The 18,643-nt window shown below is 71.9% G+C and carries 12 protein-coding genes; 3 read left to right on the top strand and 9 right to left on the bottom strand.

The genetic code is table 11. From position 1 onward, the window contains the following. Window positions 1–150: 150 nt before the first annotated feature. Window positions 151–1,053 carry a hypothetical protein gene (locus ACZ48Z_RS39210; RefSeq protein WP_468740689.1) on the bottom strand — a complete coding sequence of 301 codons (903 nt, stop codon included), beginning with the start codon at window positions 1,051–1,053 and terminating at the stop codon, window positions 151–153. A 230-nt stretch (window positions 1,054–1,283) separates the two neighbouring features. Between ACZ48Z_RS39210 and ACZ48Z_RS39205 the strand changes: the two genes are divergently transcribed. Both ACZ48Z_RS39205 and ACZ48Z_RS39200 read left to right on the top strand, forming a co-directional pair. Next, window positions 1,284–1,733, top strand: coding sequence for an ATP-binding protein (locus ACZ48Z_RS39205; RefSeq protein ID WP_468740688.1), 450 nt, complete (start codon window positions 1,284–1,286; stop codon window positions 1,731–1,733). A 115-nt stretch (window positions 1,734–1,848) separates the two neighbouring features. Further along, entirely contained in the window at window positions 1,849–2,721 is an 873-nt protein-coding gene (locus ACZ48Z_RS39200; RefSeq protein WP_468740687.1) for an alpha/beta fold hydrolase, read from the top strand. 100 nt (window positions 2,722–2,821) lie between these two features. On the opposite strand, the gene fxsT is transcribed toward ACZ48Z_RS39200, so the two are convergent. The 4 genes from fxsT to fxsA all read right to left on the bottom strand — a co-directional run bounded on the left by fxsT (window position 2,822) and on the right by fxsA (window position 10,947). Next, complete coding sequence (gene fxsT, locus ACZ48Z_RS39195; RefSeq protein WP_468740686.1) at window positions 2,822–6,787, bottom strand: FxSxx-COOH system tetratricopeptide repeat protein; 3,966 nt, start codon at window positions 6,785–6,787, stop codon at window positions 2,822–2,824. Between the two features lie 91 nt (window positions 6,788–6,878). Then, a complete protein-coding gene (locus ACZ48Z_RS39190) occupies window positions 6,879–8,132 on the bottom strand; it encodes a TIR-like protein FxsC (RefSeq protein WP_468740685.1) in 1,254 nt (417 codons plus the stop codon). Window positions 8,133–8,321: 189 nt separating this feature from the next. Further along, entirely contained in the window at window positions 8,322–10,715 is a 2,394-nt protein-coding gene (locus ACZ48Z_RS39185) for an FxsB family cyclophane-forming radical SAM/SPASM peptide maturase (protein WP_468740684.1), read from the bottom strand. 37 nt (window positions 10,716–10,752) lie between these two features. Continuing rightward, on the bottom strand, window positions 10,753–10,947 hold the full coding sequence (gene fxsA, locus ACZ48Z_RS39180) for an FxSxx-COOH cyclophane-containing RiPP peptide (protein WP_468740683.1): 195 nt from the start codon (window positions 10,945–10,947) through the stop codon (window positions 10,753–10,755). 623 nt (window positions 10,948–11,570) lie between these two features. On the opposite strand from fxsA, the gene ACZ48Z_RS39175 reads away from it, so the two are divergent. Next, entirely contained in the window at window positions 11,571–12,404 is an 834-nt protein-coding gene (locus tag ACZ48Z_RS39175; protein ID WP_468740682.1) for a triphosphoribosyl-dephospho-CoA synthase, read from the top strand. Between the two features lie 224 nt (window positions 12,405–12,628). Here the strand turns inward: ACZ48Z_RS39175 and ACZ48Z_RS39170 are convergent, their stop codons facing one another. From ACZ48Z_RS39170 to ACZ48Z_RS39155, 4 genes are all read right to left on the bottom strand, one after another. After that, the gene (locus ACZ48Z_RS39170) at window positions 12,629–13,891 is read right to left on the bottom strand and encodes an MFS transporter (protein ID WP_468740681.1); all 1,263 of its coding nucleotides are present in this window, start codon (window positions 13,889–13,891) and stop codon (window positions 12,629–12,631) included. 52 nt (window positions 13,892–13,943) lie between these two features. Then, window positions 13,944–15,284, bottom strand: coding sequence for a MocR-like pyridoxine biosynthesis transcription factor PdxR (pdxR, locus tag ACZ48Z_RS39165; protein ID WP_468740680.1), 1,341 nt, complete (start codon window positions 15,282–15,284; stop codon window positions 13,944–13,946). Between the two features lie 62 nt (window positions 15,285–15,346). Beyond that, window positions 15,347–16,840 carry an aminopeptidase P family protein gene (locus tag ACZ48Z_RS39160; RefSeq protein ID WP_468740679.1) on the bottom strand — a complete coding sequence of 498 codons (1,494 nt, stop codon included), beginning with the start codon at window positions 16,838–16,840 and terminating at the stop codon, window positions 15,347–15,349. 81 nt (window positions 16,841–16,921) lie between these two features. After that, window positions 16,922–18,433 (bottom strand): PP2C family protein-serine/threonine phosphatase, encoded by a 1,512-nt coding sequence (locus ACZ48Z_RS39155; RefSeq protein ID WP_468740678.1) that lies wholly within the window; start codon window positions 18,431–18,433, stop codon window positions 16,922–16,924. Window positions 18,434–18,643: the final 210 nt, after the last annotated feature.

The raw sequence follows: 18,643 nt of genomic DNA, 5'->3' as shown, positions 1-18,643 counted from the left end.
CGCTTCGAAAGGGGTTCCGGTACTGAGGAGGGGTACGCGTGCGCGTGGGTGCCCGGTCGGTCGAGAGACGTGGGAAACACCCGCACGCATGCGTGCCGCACGACGCGGCGCCTGGAGGTCCTTGGGGGACCCCGGGTTGCGCCCGTCGTGTCAGGCGGCGAGAACGAACAAGCCGCCGGCCGGCGGACCCCGCCTGATCACCGAGTGCTGGAGTGCGGTGGTGCGTGGCTCGGGCACCGTCGGCAGCGCGGTGCGCCGAATGCGCGGTCCGGCCTCGGGTGCCCCCGGCAGTCCCGCACGCAGGGCGCGCACCAGCGCGAGCGCCCCGCGCAGGGACCGTACGAGCGCCTCTTCCGCGACGGAATGCGCCGAGCACGTGGACAGTTCGGCGAGCCGCAGCAGCGCCAGATCCCCGCGCCGCAGCAGCCAGCCGGCCGCGACGGCCGCGAGGACGTGCCCGAGGACCATCGGCAGGGAGGGCAGCAGCGCCAGGACGGAGGAGCCGGAGGAGCCGGCCATGGCCTCCGCCGAGTGGTGCACGGCCGTCGTACCCGTGGCGCCCGTACCACCCGTCGCCCCGGGATAGAGCCGCGCGTCGGTGAGGAGTTTCTGGGCCTGCGCCGGGCTGATCGCCGCGGCGGTGGTCCCGCACAGCAGCCGCGCGGCCTGCTGGACCAGCGAGGCGTCGGACACCGACTGCACCGACTGCACGGCCTGCGCCGCCTGTGCCGAGGACGTCGCCGTCATCGCCGTCATCGACGTCATCGATGCCATCGTCGTCGCGCCGTGCTGCCCCAGCCCGAACAGCACATGCAGCGCGGTCTGTCCGGCCGCGAGCAGTGTCGCGATGCCCGCCAGCGACCGCTCACGTCCGGCGAGCGGTGCCACGACCAGGACGGCCCCCAGGAAGCCCGCGCCGAGCGTCCACCACGGGACGGTCGCGCAGGAGGCTATCGAGTGACCGGCCGCGGCCAGCACGACGCAGACCGCGGCGAACACCGCGGCCCGCAGAACCCGGAGATCGCCTCCGGAGCGTGCGTGGGGGGCAGTCATGGCGGGCTCATCATCGCACTGGCCTTATGGACGCCATACGGCAGGTCCACAAGATGACGTACGGGGTGTACGACCGGAAGGTCACTTCTGACGCGAACTGCCCCACATACACCGATGAGCGCACCCCGTGCATCCCCCGTATGGGCGGCATCACGTCAACTGTGTGCTTACACCCGGGTGCGGGCGGCAATACGTAACGGTATGTCGAGCCGCGCCCAGGAGGCTGGAGCATGAGCATCTGGTGGTCACTCCATCTGAGGCGCGAGGCTGCGAGCGTCCCGCTCGCCCGGCGCCTGCTGCTCGGCACCATGGAGACCGCGGGCGTCGATCCGGACGTCTCCTACGACCTCTCCCTCGCCCTCAGTGAGGCCTGCGCCAACGCCGTCGAACACGGCGGCCGGCAGGACTCCTCGACGGCGTACCGGGTCACCGCCTACCTCGACGGCGAGAAGTGCCGTATCGAAGTCACCGACTCCGGCCCGGGGTTCACCCGTCCCCAGTCCGTGCGCCAGGCCGTGCGCCCCGTTTCCGACGACGCCGAGAACGGCCGCGGCCTCTGTCTCATCCAGGAGCTCGCCGACCACGTCCACATCGGCAACAAGCCCGGCCGCCGCGGCGCGGTGGTCAGCTTCGACAAGATCCTGAAGTGGAAGAAGGACGCACCGCTGATGGCGGTGTGAACCGATCCCATGACTCCGATCCCCTGACTCCAGGGGGGTCCGGTCTGCATACTGACCGGACCCGGTCGCTCTGCCGCCGGACTCATGGGAACGCCGGGCCGTGGGGGGACTGCCGATGGCGTGGACGGTACACACCAGGGACGGGCGACGGCTGTCGGTCGAGGAGCGCGGTGACCCCGAGGGCCGCCCGGTGTTCCTGCTGCACGGCACTCCGGGCAGCCGGCTCGGGCCCGCCCCGCGGCCGTCGGTCCTCTACCGCATGGGGATCCGCCTGATCACGTTCGACCGGCCGGGATACGGCGGTTCGGACCGCAGCCTGGGCCGCACGGTGAGCGCGGCCGCCGAGGACGTACGCCTGATCGCCGACGCCCTGGGGATCGGCCGGTTCGGCGTGGTGGGCCGTTCCGGCGGCGCCCCGCACGCGCTCGCCTGCGCCGCACTGATCCCCGAACGCATCGCTCGGGCCGGCTCCCTGGTCGGGCTCGCCCCGCCGGACGCCGCCGACCTCGACTGGTTCGACGGCATGACCGAGGCCAACGTCCTAGCCTACGTCAACGCGGCCGCGGGCCGGCACCGGCTCACCGCCAGCCTGGGCAGACGCTCGGTGACGATCCTCGCCGATCCGGCCGCCTCCGTCGCCGAGATGCGCAGCGAACTGCCCGAGTCGGACCGCCGGATCGTCGCCGACGCCGGTATCCAGGCCATGCTGGAGCGCAACTTCGCCGAGGGGCTGCGCCGTTCCGCCGACGGCTGGGTGGACGACGTGATGGCGTTCAGCACCGGCTGGGGCTTCGAGCTGTCGGGCATCACCGCCCCGGTCTTCCTCTGGCACGGCGAGGAGGACATCTTCGCCCCGGTGGAACACACCCGCTGGCTCGGCCGTCACATCCCCGGGGCCCGCGTCGAGGTCGAACGCCACGCCGCCCACTTCGGAGCGCTGCGCGTGATGACCCGCTTCATCGGCTGGGCCTCCCGACAGGACGGATGAGGACGCCGGTATCGCGGCGTACCCCGATCCGCGGCGGTGCGGGCCTACCCCCCCCCGCACCACCCCACCCAACCCCACCCCGCATCACAGCCACCGCGGATCACACCTGCTGCGGCTCCAGGTCCCGGTCGATCCGGCGCCACGCGGACGCCGCCTCGCTCAGCGGATGCGTCTCGCCCAGCCGCTGGACCAGTTCGGTCTCCGCTTCCCGGTGGAGTCTGGTGGCCTCCTTGCCCCGGCCAAGGTCGCGCAGCGTGATCGCGAGGTTGGCCACGCCGGCCAGGGTGTCGGGATGGCTGGGCCCGAGCCGTTTGCGCAGGCCGGTCACGGCAAGCCGCTCCCAGTGCTCGGCCTCTTCGAGGCGGCCGAGGTCGGCCAGGGCGTTGGCGAGGCTGGCTCCCACGCTGAGGGTGGCCGGGTGGTCGTTGCCGAGGGCCGCCGCGAGGGCGGTGCGGGCCTGTTCGGCGAGTTCCGCGGCCTTCTGCGCGTCGCCGAGGGCCCGGTGATAGGTCGCCAGGTTGTTGATGCAGAACATCGTGAACGGGTGGCCGGGACCGAAGGAGTTGCGGTATCCCACCAGCACCTCCTCGACCTGGCGCACGGCCCGCTGGGCGCCCTGCTCGGGATCGGTGGCGAGGTAGTCGGCGGCGAGGTTGAGCCCGCAGGCCAGTTCCTCGGGAATGGAGCGGCCGTACCGGTCGCGGTAGCGGGTGTGGGTCTCCCAGGTCTGCTCGCTCAGCCGCAGCGCCTCCGCGTGCCGGCCGGCCTTGCGCAGGGACACGGCGAGGCTCTTGTCGACCCGCAGCACCTCCGGCACGTACGGGTTGAGCACCTGGCCGAAGAGATCCCGCACCTGGCGCAGGATCTCCACCGACTCGTCGTACTCGCCGAGTTCCCGCAGGTCGCGGGCGTAGTGGCTGCGAGTGGTGAGGGTGTAGGGGTGCAGCGGGCCGTCCAGCGCGGTACGACGGCGCACGGTGTCCTCGTCGAGCCGCCGGGCGGCCTCGCTGTCCCCGGTGAGGCGGTGGTCGATGGCGAGGTTGTTGGCGGAGCGCAGGGTGCGGGAGTGGTCCTCGCCGAAGATCTCGCGGAAGCCGTTGTAGTTCCGCTGGTCCAGCTCCAGCGCCTCGCTGAACCGGCCGAGCGCCCGCAGGTCGGCGGCCACGTTGCCGGAGGTGATGAGCAGGGAGGGGTGGCCCTCGTCGAGGAGCCGGCGCTGGCGGGCCAGGGTGTCCTCGTCCATCGCCCGGGCGGCCTGGTACTCACCCTGGGAGCGCAGGATGTTCGCCAGCTCGAAACGGAGGTTGAGGATCTGCTCGTCGTTGGAGTCCCGGAACTCGGTGCTCCAGAACTCGTCGAGCTGGGTGCCCAGGGTGCGGGCGAGATGCAGTTCGCCGCGCTTCCACAGATAGCGCATGCGGTCCACCATCAGCTGCCGTGGCTCCTCCTCCGCGCACTCGCGGATGTTGGAGGGGACGAGGTGCGGCCAGATCACCTCGAACTCGGGCCACTTGGCCGGGTCGTCCACCGCGTCCTCGGAGGGCCGTATGGCGGCGAGGATGCGGTGCACCTCGTGGACGGTCTCCTCGGCCACATCCGGGGCCATGCTCTCGCGCACCGCGGCCTGCACCAGCCGGTGCACCTGGATGGAGTTGTCGGTGGAGTCCACCTTGGCCAGCGCGAACCGGTTCAGCGCCTGGGTGACCTTGCCGAGCATGTACCGGGCGCGCAGGTCCTTGTCGTACGGCAGCAGCGCCTTGATCATCGCGTCGCTGCCGACGAGGGCCATCGAGATCGGCTCGGCGGACAGGAAGCTGCACAGTTCGAGCAGCCGGGCCGCCGCCGGGGACTCGTGACGCAGCCGGGTCACGGAGATGTTCCAGGTGGCGCCCACGGAGGACGGGTACTCCACGGCGTTGACGGCGGCCTGGACCGACAGCACCTGGGTGCTCTGCTCGCGCAGCTGCTCGATGTACTCGCCGACCGGGGTGGCCGTCGTGGCCAGCCAGGCCGCCGCGACCTCGATCGCCAGGGGAAGGTCGCCGACCGCGTCGGCCACCAGGGCTGCGTCCTCCTCGCGCAGCCCCGGCACGCGCGCGGTCAGGTGCTCCACGCTCTCCTCCCGGGTGAAGACCTCGACCTCCACGGTCCGGACCCGGGTCGTGGCCGGCTTGGTGCGGGTGGTGACCAGGAGGTGGCCATAGACACCGTCCGGGATCGGTCCGGTCTGGTCGCTGAAGCGGTTCAGCACCTCGTCCAGGTCCTCGACGTTGTCGAAGACCAGCAGCCAGCGCTTGTACGGGTCACCGGCCCGCAGTGCCTGGAGTGCGGCCACGGCCGCCTCGGAGACGTCGTCGCCGATGCCCGGGGCGAGCCGCCGGCCGAGGTCGGCGAGTTTGGGGGCGACCAGGTCGGGCTGTTCGGCGTCGACCCACCACACCAGGTCGTAGTCGGGCTTGAAGCGGTTGGCGTACTCGCGGGCCAGCTGGGTCTTGCCCACGCCGCCGAGTCCGTGCAGCACCTGCGGCAGCGGTTCCCCGGAACCGCCGGTGACGAACTGCCGGCGCACCTGTTCCAGGATCGAGGAGCGGCCGGTGAAGAACGGGTAGCGGGGCTGGACGTTGGACACGCTGGTGCTGCTGTTGGGGAAGCGCGCCCCGTGCGGACGTCCGGCCGGCTGCGGTGAGCTGGGCCGGCCCAGACCCGTGAGCAGCGTGGTCGCGGCCGTCTCCTCGTCCAGCCGGGCCAGATCGATGGTGCCGCCCCGGCTGGCGTACGGGATCTGCTGCACGTCCCCGACCCGCAGGGCGACCGGCTGGTGCTTGTGCGAACCCCCCGAGTGCACGGTGGCCTCCCAGGCGGCCCGGGCCGTGCGGGAGCCGAGGAAGGCGGGTGAGACCACGGCGAGCGCCCGCTGCGAGCCGCCGGACAGGGCCTCGCCGCCGACCTCCAGGGTGGTCATCGACCGCAGGTCCTGGGAGACCACCTCGAAGCGCGCCTCGCGCAGCACCGCCTCCAGCCAGTCCACCCACATCCGGTCCTCGGAGACGTACTGGAGCAGCAGTTTCGACGGCGGCAGCGGGCGGCGGCGGGTGTAGGCGGACACGTACTGGTTGCGCTTGACCTCGTTGATGGGCGGCAGGGAGCTCACCCGGCCCGAGGTGACGACGTGGGTCAGCCGTTCGCAGGCGGTCAGCATGGAACTGGCGACCTTGGGCGGGTCGCCGAACGGGGCGAGGATCTCCTCGTAGGCGTAGTAAGGGCGGTAGGGGATCTCCAACGACCCCCAGTAGGCGGTGAGCTGCTCGGGGTCCATGCCGCTCGGCAGGCCGTCGAAGCGCTCGCGTGCCAGGGCCCGGCCCGCGTCGACCTTGTCCTTCTCGCCGTCGTCGATGCGCATGGCGACCGGCAGGATGCGGATGCCCTTCTCGCCGTACCGCTCCTCGATGTCCTGGGCGACCGCGGCGGCGCCCTCGATGCTCTGGTCGCTGAGGGTGTAGCAGACCACCAGGGTGCTGGGCATCTGCACGGTGCAGATGTCGGCGAGGTCGCTGTGGCCGGTGCGGCTGTCGATCAGGGTGAAGTCGTAGTACCGCTCCATGTCGGCGCGCATCGCGTCGAAGAACTGGCCGCCGCCGTAGCTGCTGTAGAAGCGGTCCCAGTCCATGTTGCCGACGATCGGGTAGTCCCGGTGGCGCATGCCGGCCGACAGGAAGTCCAGGCTGCCGCGATCCGGGAAGGCCCACTCCAGGGAGATGGCGTGGGGGCGGACGCGGGCGTAGCGCCGGTGCCAGTCCGGCGCGCGGTCGGGGAGGTCGCGCAGGGCCTCGCGGCGGTAGTCGTCTATGAGGTTGATCAGGCCGGGTGTCTCCCGCAGTAAGGAGGGCTTCAGGAACGGGTGGAAGAACCTGTGCAGACCCGGCGCCTCCAGGTCCCAGTCGACGGCCAGCACGCGATACCCGTTGGCGGCCAGGATCCAGGCCACGTTGGCGAGTGCCATCGTGCGCCCGGTCCCGCCTTTGTACGAGTAGAAGGTGATCACTGAGCCCTTGCGGTTCTCGGTCATGGAGCCCTCCGCTGTGTCGGCCTTGCTCTTCCCTCGTGCCGTGTGCGCCGGGTCCTGCGGGCGGGTCCGCGCAGGGGGCCGGGCGTCGCGCTCAGACGTGGTATCCCAGCCTGGGCAGCCGCGGGGGATCGGTGGGTGGCCCCTTCGGCGGATAGGTCTTCGCATGGGTCTCGTAGTAGTTGGCCGCCTGCCGTACGGCTTTCTGGAGTTCGAGCTGGAACGCCTCGAGGGTGCGTATGGCGCCGCCCGGCGACCGGTGGCCCGAGCCCACCACCTGCCGCGCGGCCAGCACCCGGTCGGTGAGCTCCTGCAACTGCCGGTCCCGTTCCGGGGGGATGGCGTCGTCCCGGTGCTGGGGGATCATCACGCTGATCCAGGGGCGCTGCTGCTCGGCCAGCTGCGCCATGAGTTCCTTCACGCGCGGGGAGTCCAGAGCCCACCGGTCGAGCAGCAGCAGGGCGGGCGTGTTGGGCGGGCCCATGGTGAGGAGGCGGTCGGGCTCGTTCTCGAAGTCGCTCACGGTGACCCGGTAGTTCATCGCCCTGACGAGGTCGGCGGCGTGCTCCGCGAGGGAGCGGGTCGACACCGGGTGGTACGGGTTCCACTCCAGCGCGGTCTCCCCGTAGTAGTCGGGAGCCCGGCCCGGGGGCAGGTCCGAACGGGAGCGGGCGATCACCGTGACGTCGAACTCGGGTGGATGGGCGCCGTCCCCGAAGGCGCTGGGCAGTGACTCGTACTGCCGGTAGACCTGGCCCTCCCCGAGATCTATGGCCCGGCTGGCGCGCACGATCCGCTGGGCGAGCCGGTAGACGGCGAGTTCGTACTGGTCCCTGAGATAGCTGAGTTTGGTCAGCCCGTAGAACCCCTCCGCCGCGTAGTCGTCCCCGAAGTCCGCGTGCTGGAACTGCAGGTCCTTGGCCACCTGGGGGAGTTGGGCGAGTTCGACGGGCACCCATAACGCCGGGACGATGGCGCTCTCGCGCGATTCCCCGCGCAGGGTGCGGCGGTAGATCTCCCGCTGGGAGAACGCCCACCACTCGCGGCCGCACTGTTCACTGATGAAGTACCGGGGTGAGTACAGCGGTACGAACACCTGGCAGCGGGCCAGGTTCTCCGACAACTCGTCCGTCCACCGCGTTCCGAGTGCGATCCCCTGGTCCAGGAATCCGGCCCTGGCGCCCATCGGTAACGACGTCATCTCCAGGATGTGCGCGCACAACCCGTCGTACAGCTTCTTCACCCACGCGTTGGGGCCGGCGATCTCGGAGTCGTTGCGCGGTGTGTGCGCGTAACTGAGAAAGAAGTACGGCCGCCCACTCCTGGGATCCTCTGCGTCCCCTCGCACGAATACCCCCGATACGCCGCCCGACGGAGCCTCAGTGTAGGAACGACCGCCTCATCAGCGGAATGGTGCGGTGAACTCGACTATGGCGCAGTGGATGTGACGGGACGTCAGTCGGCCAGTGCGCAGGGCGGGGCGAGAAGCCACCCGGACGGCGACCGGCGCGCAGGGCTTCCGCCCGCCGCGCGCACATCACCGTGCCGTACGGTCCCTGTGGTCCGCCGCCGTTCTGCGGGCGCTGATCAGCGCGTCGGGGCTCACCGGGTCCGTCAGCCGCGTCGAGACGGTCTCCCCCATGGCCGTCACGAAGCGCTCCCCCAGTTCCGTCAGGGCGCCGGAGCCGGCCAGGGTGTCCACCGCCTCCGCGGTCTGCTCGCGCCATCGGGCGAACCGGACCTCGGCATCACGGGCTTCGGCGCCGCTCGCGGTCCGGCGGCGGGCCCGCCAGTAGTCGACCACGGCGATGTGTGCGTACGTCCCCTGCAACAGCCCTTCCAGCGGGCGCGGATCCGGACGCCAGGGAGCGTAGAACAGCTCCTCGCAGGCGGGGTCGTAGAGGTCCGTGAGATCGAGTACGGCGCCGAGCTTGACGTGCTGGAACTCGTGGACCAGCAGACAGGCGAGGGTCTGCGGCGTGCCCGGCCGGGCGATGCCGACCGCGCCGAAGGCGTCCCGGGCCGCGGAACTGATGTCCGCGCCCGCGGCAGTCTCCCGCAGCGGGGTGACCACACTCAGGCCCGCGGCGAGTCCGGGCGCGTACGCGGGCAGTTCGCGCCGGATCCACTCCCACGCGGCGGCGAGGTCACCGCGCCACTCCTCGGCCGCCGCGGCGGACAGCCGTGCCCGCACGGGATATCCGTGGGCGTCCCGCCAGGGGTCCGTGTCCTCCAGGACGACGGCCCAGCCCGGCAGTTCGAACCGGTGCCGGGCCAACCACGCAGGATCCGCCGCCGACTTGGGCCCCACGGTGTGCTCGCGCTCCCCGACCCGCACGGTGAAGCTCCCGTCCGCGCCGCCGGTGACCTGCGCCTGCGCCGCGTCGCCCACGACCAGCGCGCCCAGGGTCGGCAGCCGCAGCACTCCGGAACCGGTCGGCACGGTCAGGGTGCCCGCGCGCCCGGCCCGCAGCAGCGCCGCCGCCGCGAGCTCCGCCACCCCGCGCATCGCGATCCGGCCGCCCTCCTCGTCGCCGCGCAGCGCGCGCTGTGCCCAGGGCCGTAGATAGGGGTGGGCCAGGACCGCGTCCACGGACTCGGGAGCCTCGGCGTCCAGGACGGCGAGGGTGTCCCAGGCGGCCGTGCCGGTCGTACTGTGCGCGCTCTCCTGCCAGACGGCGGCGAGGAGTTCGCGGTTCACGCCGAGTTCGCGCCGGGCCAGCAGCTCGACGGCGTCGGCCCCGCCGAAGCCGGAGGCGATCTCGTCGAAGCGCGTGTCGTCCAGGGGCAGGTGCGTCATCGGTGTCCTCTGGGCTTCCCTGTCGCGGATCCCGGTGATGAGCTGTTTCAGGTCGGCGCAGTACACGGACGGGTTCATGAAGTCGCCGGCCCCGCTCCCGGAGCGGTAGCGGTGCGCGTACAGCCCGCCGCCGCAGGAGCGGACGACGGGACAGGCGCGGCAGGTCCCGCACAGCCCGTCCAGCCCTTGCTGCCGGGCCACGATGCCGGGGTGCACGGCCATCTCGTCCAGGGAGTTGACGCGTACGTCCATGCCGGTGCCGGGCGCTCCGTCGTACGCCGTCTTCAGTGAGTCCGCCTGTTCGAGCGCGCCGTCGGTCTCGATGACGGCCAGTTCCACCGGGGCAAGCCCGAGGGACTCGGTGAGGCTGCTCGCGCCGCGCAGGGTGCGCAGCACGGAGTCGAGGACCCGTACGCCCATGGGTCTGCCCGCGGCGGTCCAGCGGTCGTGAATGGCCAGCAGCCACTCGCCGTACGAGGGGGTGCCGGCCGGGCGTGCCGGTGGTTCGTCCCAGGTGGCGTGGGGGAGCAGGAAGTCGATGCGGGGCGGGTTCAGTTCCGCCAGCGCGTCGTAGACCGTGACGGGGTCGTTGCGCAGGTCGACCGTGCAGAGCAGGCCTGCGAACAGATGCCGGTGGCGGGGGTTGTTGAGCAGGCCGATGGCGGCAAGGACCCGGTCGTGGCTGCTGCGGCCGTTGCGGTAGCGGCGGTGCAGGTCGTTCGCGGCACGGTCGCCGTCGAGCGAGATGCCGACCTTGATGTCGAACTCCGCGAACAGTTCGCAGAACTTCTCGTCGAGGGTGACGCCATTGGTGTGGATGCGCAGGTCCAGCGCGCTGACACCGGCCAGGGCGGTGCGTAAGCCCTGTGCTGCCTGGCGGAGTCTTTTCCGGCCGGCGAGGAGGGGCTCCCCGCCGTGCAGGACGACGTGAACGGTGTCGAGCCGGTGGGTGCGGGCGTGCTCGGCGATGCGCCGGGCGGTGAGGTCCAGCACCTCACCTGAGATCACCGCCGGCCGCCCCCGCCAGCTCTGGTCCGCGTGTTCGAAGACGTAGCAGTGATCGCACGCGAGATCGCAGCGGCTGTGCATCTTCAGTACGAACTGGCTCAGGGGGTGCGGCGACGGGTCCATCAGCGCACGGCGCGTTTCCTGCTCGCGGGGGCAGGGATCAGACGGCCGACTGGAACGCCGCGACCGAGACCCGCGCGGGACCGCGGTCGGGGGTGTCCTGCGGCACGACCCGGGTGAGGGCACCCGACCGGAGACCGTCGGCCCGGGCGGCGAGCCGCACCAACGGGACCCGCTCCCCGGCGGTCGACTGCTGCCCGGGCTCGTCGGCCGAGGTGATGGTGGGCGTGTTCATGGACGAACCTCGATCTTCCGTGTGCCCGCTGGTCTGCAAATGGACAAGGAACGGTCCACGCAAGGCGGATATTACGGACATCCGGAGCGTCCCGCGCGCGAACACGCTCGTGAGAGTGAACAACCCCGGAGCAGGGGTCGCAGAGCAGATATGAAACCACAGGGCGGCCCAACTGCGTTCCCCCCTGCGTGAGTTGCGCATGTCAGCGCCCACCTCGGGTTTTACGGCCCTGAGGGGGGTCTGAGCGGTGGCGATGAACCCGAAATCGTGCACGGGATCGTGCTCGTAGGGAGACAAGGAAAGCCCAACCCCCTCCATCCTCAAGATCTGTTTGCGAAGATTTTGCCCCATCGGGACGTTTGAGAAACGGCGGCGCCCGCTCGGAATTCACCCGACCGAGGGCGCTCCGGTACGCCCGCCCGCGGCACCCCTTCGGCTTTGCCGCATTCCCAGCCCCCGCACAGCGTCCCCTCAGGGTCCTGACGGCCCCCCTCCCTACGGTCCCGGTCATGACGGGAATCCACAGGAACACCGACCTCACGTCGACCGGCGGCACACCCCCGGGCGACGCTTCGTCCGAAAGTGCCGGTCCCGCCGCCGCGGCCTCCTCGTAAGGTACGGCCATGAGCAGCCGCGAGGACGAGGCGCTGGCGCTGGCCGCCGTGGACGCGCTCACCGGGCAGCTGGCCCTGGCTCCCAAGCCGGGCCTGCCCGACCCGCGTGACCTCGGTGCCCGTGCCACGAGCAAGGATCACTGCTCCCTGCGCTGGTCGGCCAAGGCGCTTGCGCCCGGCCTGGCGGCGATGGCCGCCGCAGCCCGCCGCACCGGCGAACCCACCCCCGGACTGCGCGCGGAACTGGGAGCGATCGGCCGCTGCACCGAACACTCGGTGGGCCTGGCCGGCGGCGGCCACCGCGGTGCCCTGTGGACCCTCGGTCTGCTGGTCGCCGCGGCCGCCCTCAACCCGGGGGCGCGGTCGAAGGACGTGGCCGCGACCGCCAAGAAGATCGCCGCGCACGCCGACAGACGGGCCCCACGCCGTGCCTCCAGGGGCTCCTCGGTCTCCGCGAAGTACGGCGCCGCGGGCGCCCGGGGCGAGGCACGCGCCGGATTCCCGCACGTAAGGCGGGCGTTGGACGCGCTGGCGGGGGCCCGCAGGGCGGGCGCCGACGAGTCCGAGGCCCGCCTGGACGCCCTGCTCACCGTGATGTCCAGCCTCCAGGACACCGAACTCCTCTACACGGCGGGCCCCTTGGGCCTGCGCCACGTCCAGGCGGGTGCCCGGGGCGTCCTTGAGGCGGGCGGTACGACGACGGAAGCGGGCCGCGAGGCCCTGCTCGCCCTCGACGCCGACCTGCACACGCGCGCGTGGAGCCCCCGCGGCAGCGCGGGGCTGCTCGCGGGGGCCCTCTTCGTGGACACGCTTCCGGCGACCCCGGGCGAACGCTTGACCTGACACGGCCGGCCGTCGTTCGGGTGGGGTTCCGCGGTCACCGTTCGCTCGGCACCGCCTGGGCCGGGCGTCGCCCGGGAGGGTGTCGGTTCGCGGTCCGCCTGATCCGGCTGGTCGGGCATCGGTTCTGGCGCTGCCCGGCCCGGCGCCAGAACCGACGCGGGCCCCCGGACACCGTCCGACGCGTGTCCGGTTCACCGGCACGGGCCCTGCCGCTGTCACATCCCTCAGTTCGCGGACGCGGACGCGGACACGGCCCGCCCGACGCCCGGCAGCGAGGCACGGCCGGCGGCTCGGCGGGCCGCCGGTCCCATCGCGTACGACGCCATGAGCGTCACCCCGCCGAGGAGCAGCCAGCCCGGCGTGCCCCACTCCACCAGCAGCGTCGTCAGCACCAGCGGCCCCAGGGTCCTGGCCACCGTCACCCCGGTCCCGAAGAACCCCTGGTACTCGCCGACCCGGTCGGCCGGAGCCAGGTCGAAGGAGAGCTGCCAGGACCCCGCCGACTGACCCATCTCGGCCACCACCTGGAGCACGGCCCCGACGACCAGCGCTCCCACGGCGACCCACGGCGAGGCGCCCGCCGACAGGGCGAACACCGCGCAGGCCGCGAGCATGACCCACCCCGACCGCCGCACCGCGCGCGTGGCCGACGCGAGCCCGCTCACGCCGCGGGCCATCCGTACCTGGAAGACCATCACGGCCCCGGTGTTGAGGACGAACAGCGCGGAGACCAGCCAGGTCGGCGCCGCGGTCCGCTCGGCGATCCACAGCGGAATCCCCAGGCTCAGCAAGGGCATCCGCAGCAACAGGACGGTGTTCAGGAGCGTGATCACGGCGTACGGCCGGTCGCGCAGCACACTCGAACCGTGACGCTTCCCCGCGGACCCCGCGGACCCCGCGGCCACCCGGGGTGCCACCGACGGCAGCCTCAGCAACAGCACCGCGCACACCGCGAAGCTCGCCGCGTCCACCGCGAACACCCCGAGATACGCCGCCCGCGTCCCGGCGTGCAGCGCGAGCCCGCCGAGCCCCGCGCCCACGGCCAGCCCGGCGTTCAGCGTCGCCTGGAGGTGGGCCAGCAGCCCGGTCCGTTCCCCGGCGGACACCAGCCCCGCGAGCAGCGCCTGCCGGGCCGCGGCGAGCCCGGACTGGGCGGAGGCGTAGGCGCAGGCCGCCAGGACGAACGGCACGAAGTCCCGGACCACCAGGAAGGACGCCACCGCCAGCCCCGTGGCCAGCGCCAGCAGCACCGCCGTACCGCGTGCTCCACGCCGGTCCGCGAGCCGCCCCAGCGGCACCCCCACCACCGACCCGACCGCCCAGCCGACGGTCAGGCCGAGCCCCACGCGCGCGGGGTCGAGCCCGACGACGTGCGTGAAGTACAGGGCCGACGTCACGTAGTAGGCGCCGTCCCCGACGGAATTGCTCAGCTGGGCGAGTGCCAGAACGCGTTGCGGCCCCGCGGGCGGGACGAGTGAGTTCGTCATGCAGACGACACTAGAAGTGCAGTGGGCCACTCGACAGACCCAATGAAGATGCTCAGGACTGGCCCAATTCCAGGACCCGGGCCAGCACCTCCAGCGCCTGCGGATACGCCCCCTCCCGAGGCGTCCCGTACCCCACCACGAGCCCCTGGCGAGAGCCCGCCGCGTGCCAGTGCTCGCCGAGCGCCCCCACCGCGAGCCCCTCGGCGCCGGCCCGGGCCAGCACCGCCTTCTCGTCGTCGACCTCGATCAGCGCATGCAGCCCGGCCGCGATCCCCCGCACCCGCCACCGCGCCCCCAGCCGCTCCATGAGCAGGTCCCTGCGCCGCCGGTACCGGAGCCGGCACGCGCGCACGTGACGGTCGTACGCGTGGCTGCGGATCAGCTCCGCGAGGGCGAGCTGCCCGATGGACTCCGTGCTGTGGTCGCTGTGCAGCTTGGCGTCGGCGACGGGTCCGACGAGCTGGGGCGGCAGCACCATCCACCCGAGCCGGAGAGCGGGCCCTAGCGTCTTGGACGCCGTCCCCAGGTAGACGACCTGCCCCGGAGCCATCCCCTGGAGCGCCCCGACGGGCTGCCGGTCGTAGCGGAACTCCCCGTCGTAGTCGTCCTCGACGACCAACGCCCCACGCGCGCGTGCCCAGTCGGTCAGCGCGCGTCGGCGCGAGGGGTGCAGGGTCACGCCGGTCGGGTACTGATGGGCAGGAGTGACGACGACGGCTGCAGGATCCCCGAGAGCGTCGACCTGGACGCCCCGCTCGTCGACCGGCACCGGCACCACGCGTCCGCCACCGCGCCGTACGACCTCCCGGTGGAACGGCAGCCCGGGGTCCTCCATGGCGATCGTGCCGCCCTCCAGGACCCGGGTGAGCAGCGCGAGCCCCTGCACGGACCCGGAGGTCACCAGGATCCGCTCGGGAGGCGCTACGACCCCGCGGGCCCGCCCGAGGTACTCCGACAGTGCGGTCCGCAGCTCGATACGCCCCAGGGGGTCGCCGTAGTCGTACGCGGAGACCGGCGCGGTGGCGATGGCCCGCCGCACGGCCTTGAGCCAGGCGGCGGCGGGAAACGCGCCGACGTCCGGACTCCCGGGCCGCAGATCGAAAAGCGGCGCACGCACGCGTGAAGCGGACTTCACAGGTGCGGCCTCAAGAGGCGGCAGAGACGCGACCTCGGTGCCGGCCCCCTGCCGAGCGGTGAGAAACCCTTCGGCGATCAACTGGTCATAAGCGGCCTTGACGGTCCCCCGGGAAACCTCCAACTCCTCGGCAAGCCGCCGAGTGGCAGGCAGTCGGGCTCCAGGAGCCAGCCGCCCACTGCGAATGGCGTCGCGCAGGGCCCGTTCAAGCCCGGCGCGACGCCCTTCACCAGGGGCGGCTTCCAGATGCAGGTCCACCGCAACCTACCCAGGGGCGCGGGGAACTGCGCGACAAGCCACGGAGCACCCGCACCCGAATCTCAACCCTTGAGACCCGCCATCCACGTCTCGACCGCGTCGGACTCCCGAGGCAACCCGGACGACAGGTTCCGGTTACCGGAATCCGTCACCAGGATGTCGTCCTCGATCCGCACTCCGATCCCCCGGTACTCCTCGGGCACGGTGAGGTCGTCGGCCTGGAAGTACAGACCGGGCTCGACCGTCAGCACCATCCCCGCCTCAAGGACCCCGTCCACGTACGACTCCACGCGCGCGGCAGCGCAGTCGTGCACGTCCATGCCGAGCATGTGCCCGGTCCCGTGCAGCGTCCACCGCCGCTGCAGCCCCAGCTCCAGCACCCGCTCCACGGGCCCCTCGACAAGACCCCACTCCACGATCCGCTCGGCGAGCACCCGCTGGGCCGCGTCATGGAAGTCCCGGTACTTGGCACCCGGCTGCACGGCCGCGATCCCGGCCTCCTGGGCGTCGTACACGGCGTCGTAGATCTTCTTCTGGATCTCGCTGAAGCGGCCGCTGACCGGCAGGGTCCGCGTCACGTCGGCGGTGTAGTACGTGTGCGTCTCGACGCCCGCGTCGAGGAGCAGCAGGTCACCGGAGCGCACCGGTCCGTCGTTGCGCACCCAGTGCAGCGTGCAGGCGTGCGGCCCGGCCGCGGCGATCGTGCCGTAGCCGACGTCGTTGCCCTCGACGCGCGCGCGGAGGAAGAAGGTGCCCTCGATGTACCGCTCGGAGGTGGCCTCGGCCTTGTCGAGGACCTTCACCACGTCCTCGAACCCGCGAACGGTGGAGTCGACCGCCTTCTGGAGCTCCCCGATCTCGAACTCGTCCTTGACGAGCCGCGCCTCGGACAGGAAGACCCGCAGCTCCTCGTCCCGCTCGCCGGTGACCTTGTCGCTCAGCGCGGCCTCGATCCCGGCGTCGTGGCCGCGCAGGACCCGCACCGGGCCGGTGGCCTCGCGCAGCGCGTCCGCCAGCTCGCGCACATCGGAGACGGGCAGGCCGTACAGCTGCTCGGACTCGGTGAGCGAGTGCCGCCGCCCCACCCACAGCTCGCCCTGCCCGGAGAGCCAGAACTCACCGTTCTCGCGGTCGGAGCGCGGCAGGAGGTAGAGCGTGCCGGTGTGACCGCCGGAGGCGGCCGGTTCGAGGACGAGCACGCCGTCCTCCGTCTGGTTGCCGGTGAGGTAGGCGTACTCGACGGACGCCCGGAACGGGTACTCCGTGTCGTTCGAGCGCGTCTTCAGGTTGCCGGACGGGATCACCAGGCGCTCACCCGGGAAGCGGGCGGACAGCGCCGCACGACGGGCCGCGGTCTCGGCGGCCTGCGCGATGGGCCGCAGGTCGTGCAGTTCCGTGTCGGCCCAACCGGACTTCATGTTCTCGGCCAGCTCGTCGGACACGCCCGGGTACAGTCCGTTCTTCCGCTTCTTGATCGGCTCTTCGGGCTCGGCTTCCGGGCCCGCTGCGGCGGCAGCGGGTGTCTCGGCCGGGTTGACCTCTTCGGCCACGGTCATCCTCCTAGATACGACACTGGACCCCGTCCATCGTACGGTCGTACGGAAGGGGCCCAGGGTCGAAAGACCTGTTACCGACCGCTACTCGAAGTGAGCCGCCAGCAGGACGACGTCCTCCTCGGAGGCCGCCTCGTCCCGCCCGTCCGGCAGCACGGTCCGCAGGATGTGGTCGGCGATCGCCCCGGGGTCGCCGCGCAGCCCCTTCGGCACCCCGGCCGCCGCCGAGTGCAGGCGCGCGAAGGCACGGTCGGTGGGGTCGCCGGTGCGGTGCAGCAGCCCGTCGGTGTACAGCAGAACCGTCTCGCCGGGTTCGGCGCTCAGCTCCACGCTCGGCGCCTCCCAGCAGGCGAGCATGCCGAGCGGCGCGGACACGGAGGTCTCCACGAACTCGGTGCGCCGCTCGCCGATCAGCAGCGGCGGGCAGTGCCCGGCACCGGCCAGCGTGATCTTGCGCAGCGCGGGCTCGCAGTAGGCGAACAGGGCGGTGGCCGAGCGGGCCGGTTCGGTCAGGCGCAGCAGCAGTTCCAGGTCGGACAGGACCGCGACCGGGTCCTCGCCCTCCATCACGGCGTACGCCCGCAGGGAGGCTCTGAGGCGTCCCATCGCGGCGATGGCGCTGGCGCCGCTGCCGGTCACCGAACCGACCGCGAGGCCGAGTGCCGCGTCCGGGAGCGGCAGTGCGTCGTACCAGTCGCCGCCGCCGCGCGGACCGGTGCGGTGCCGGGCGGCGAGGCGCACACCGGCGACGCGGGGGAGCCGGGACGGCAGCAGCTCCTCCGCCATGGTCGCCATGGACGCGCGCGTGCGCTCGACTTCGAGGAGCCGGGCCAGGTGCTCGGTGGCGAACCGGGTGTACAGGCCGATGAGGTGGCGCTGGCGCTCGGCCGGTTCGGCGGGCTCGTCGTAGAGCCACACGGCGGCGCCGAGGCGGCCGGCGGCGTCGGTGGACAGCGGGAGCGCGTAGGAGGCTCCGTACCCCAGGCGGGCGGCGACCTCGCGGTGGCGGGGGTCCAGGCCCTCCTCGGCGAGCAGGTCGGGCTGGGTGATCTCGCCGTCGCCGCCGGGCAGTCCGTCGAGGATCTTGCCGTACGACATGGAGCTGCGCGGGACGGTCTCGATGTGCCCGAGGTCGGCTCGCGCGAGGCCCAGGCCCAGGGTGGTGTCGGGGCCCAGTCCGTCGTCCGGTTCGAGGACGACGAGTCCGCGCCGGGCGCCCACCAGGGCGGCTCCCGCGTGCAGCAGTTCCTGCAGGGCCTCGGTCAGCGTGTCCGTGCGCGTGAGGCGTTCGGTGAGCTCGTGCAGGGTCGTGAGGTCGGAGACCCAGCCGGCGAGACGGTCCTGGAGCAGGGCGCCGGGTGCGTTCGGGGAGGGGACCGATGGGGTGGCCGTGGCGGCGGTCGCGGGCGCGACAGTGTGTGCTGGTGCGGGAACCGTTGAATCGATTCCAGCCACTTTCGGAGGGTGAGGGGCGTTCATGTCGTCCGGCTTTCCGACCGGTGCGTATTGCTCAAAAGCATCGCAAACCCCCATGTCATTCTGCGCCGCTAGCAGTGTCTCCACATGTACACGCACTCGTAAGGGGATGTCCAGCATTGTCCTGCCGGGATTCCTGGTGTCCGTGGGTAACGGGTGGGGAGTGGGTCTATGGGTTAAGTTGGCTCAAAACTGCATCGGGTTACGGTGTATTGAGGTCGACTGGCCTTGCTCCACAGAGCGTCACAGCGGTCGTGATGGGTACGTACTCGGTAAGGGCCAGGGGTGGTGGACAGCCACCCGGAACCTGGTGACCGGCCCGGGCGTCTT

The sequence above is a fragment of the Streptomyces sp. NPDC031225 genome (genome assembly GCF_055570355.1).
This window is presented reverse-complemented; position numbering and strand designations above follow the sequence as displayed.

Coding starts and splice junctions, on each gene's coding strand:
- ACZ48Z_RS39175 (WP_468740682.1), top strand. CDS start 11,571: ATGAGCAGCCGCGAGGACGAGGCGCTGGCGCTGGCCGCCGTGGACGCG.
- ACZ48Z_RS39205 (WP_468740688.1), top strand. CDS start 1,284: ATGAGCATCTGGTGGTCACTCCATCTGAGGCGCGAGGCTGCGAGCGTC.
- ACZ48Z_RS39160 (WP_468740679.1), bottom strand. CDS start 16,840: ATGACCGTGGCCGAAGAGGTCAACCCGGCCGAGACACCCGCTGCCGCC.
- fxsT (WP_468740686.1), bottom strand. CDS start 6,787: ATGACCGAGAACCGCAAGGGCTCAGTGATCACCTTCTACTCGTACAAA.
- ACZ48Z_RS39170 (WP_468740681.1), bottom strand. CDS start 13,891: ATGACGAACTCACTCGTCCCGCCCGCGGGGCCGCAACGCGTTCTGGCA.
- ACZ48Z_RS39200 (WP_468740687.1), top strand. CDS start 1,849: ATGGCGTGGACGGTACACACCAGGGACGGGCGACGGCTGTCGGTCGAG.
- ACZ48Z_RS39155 (WP_468740678.1), bottom strand. CDS start 18,433: ATGCTGGACATCCCCTTACGAGTGCGTGTACATGTGGAGACACTGCTA.
- fxsA (WP_468740683.1), bottom strand. CDS start 10,947: ATGAACACGCCCACCATCACCTCGGCCGACGAGCCCGGGCAGCAGTCG.
- ACZ48Z_RS39185 (WP_468740684.1), bottom strand. CDS start 10,715: ATGGACCCGTCGCCGCACCCCCTGAGCCAGTTCGTACTGAAGATGCAC.
- ACZ48Z_RS39210 (WP_468740689.1), bottom strand. CDS start 1,053: ATGACTGCCCCCCACGCACGCTCCGGAGGCGATCTCCGGGTTCTGCGG.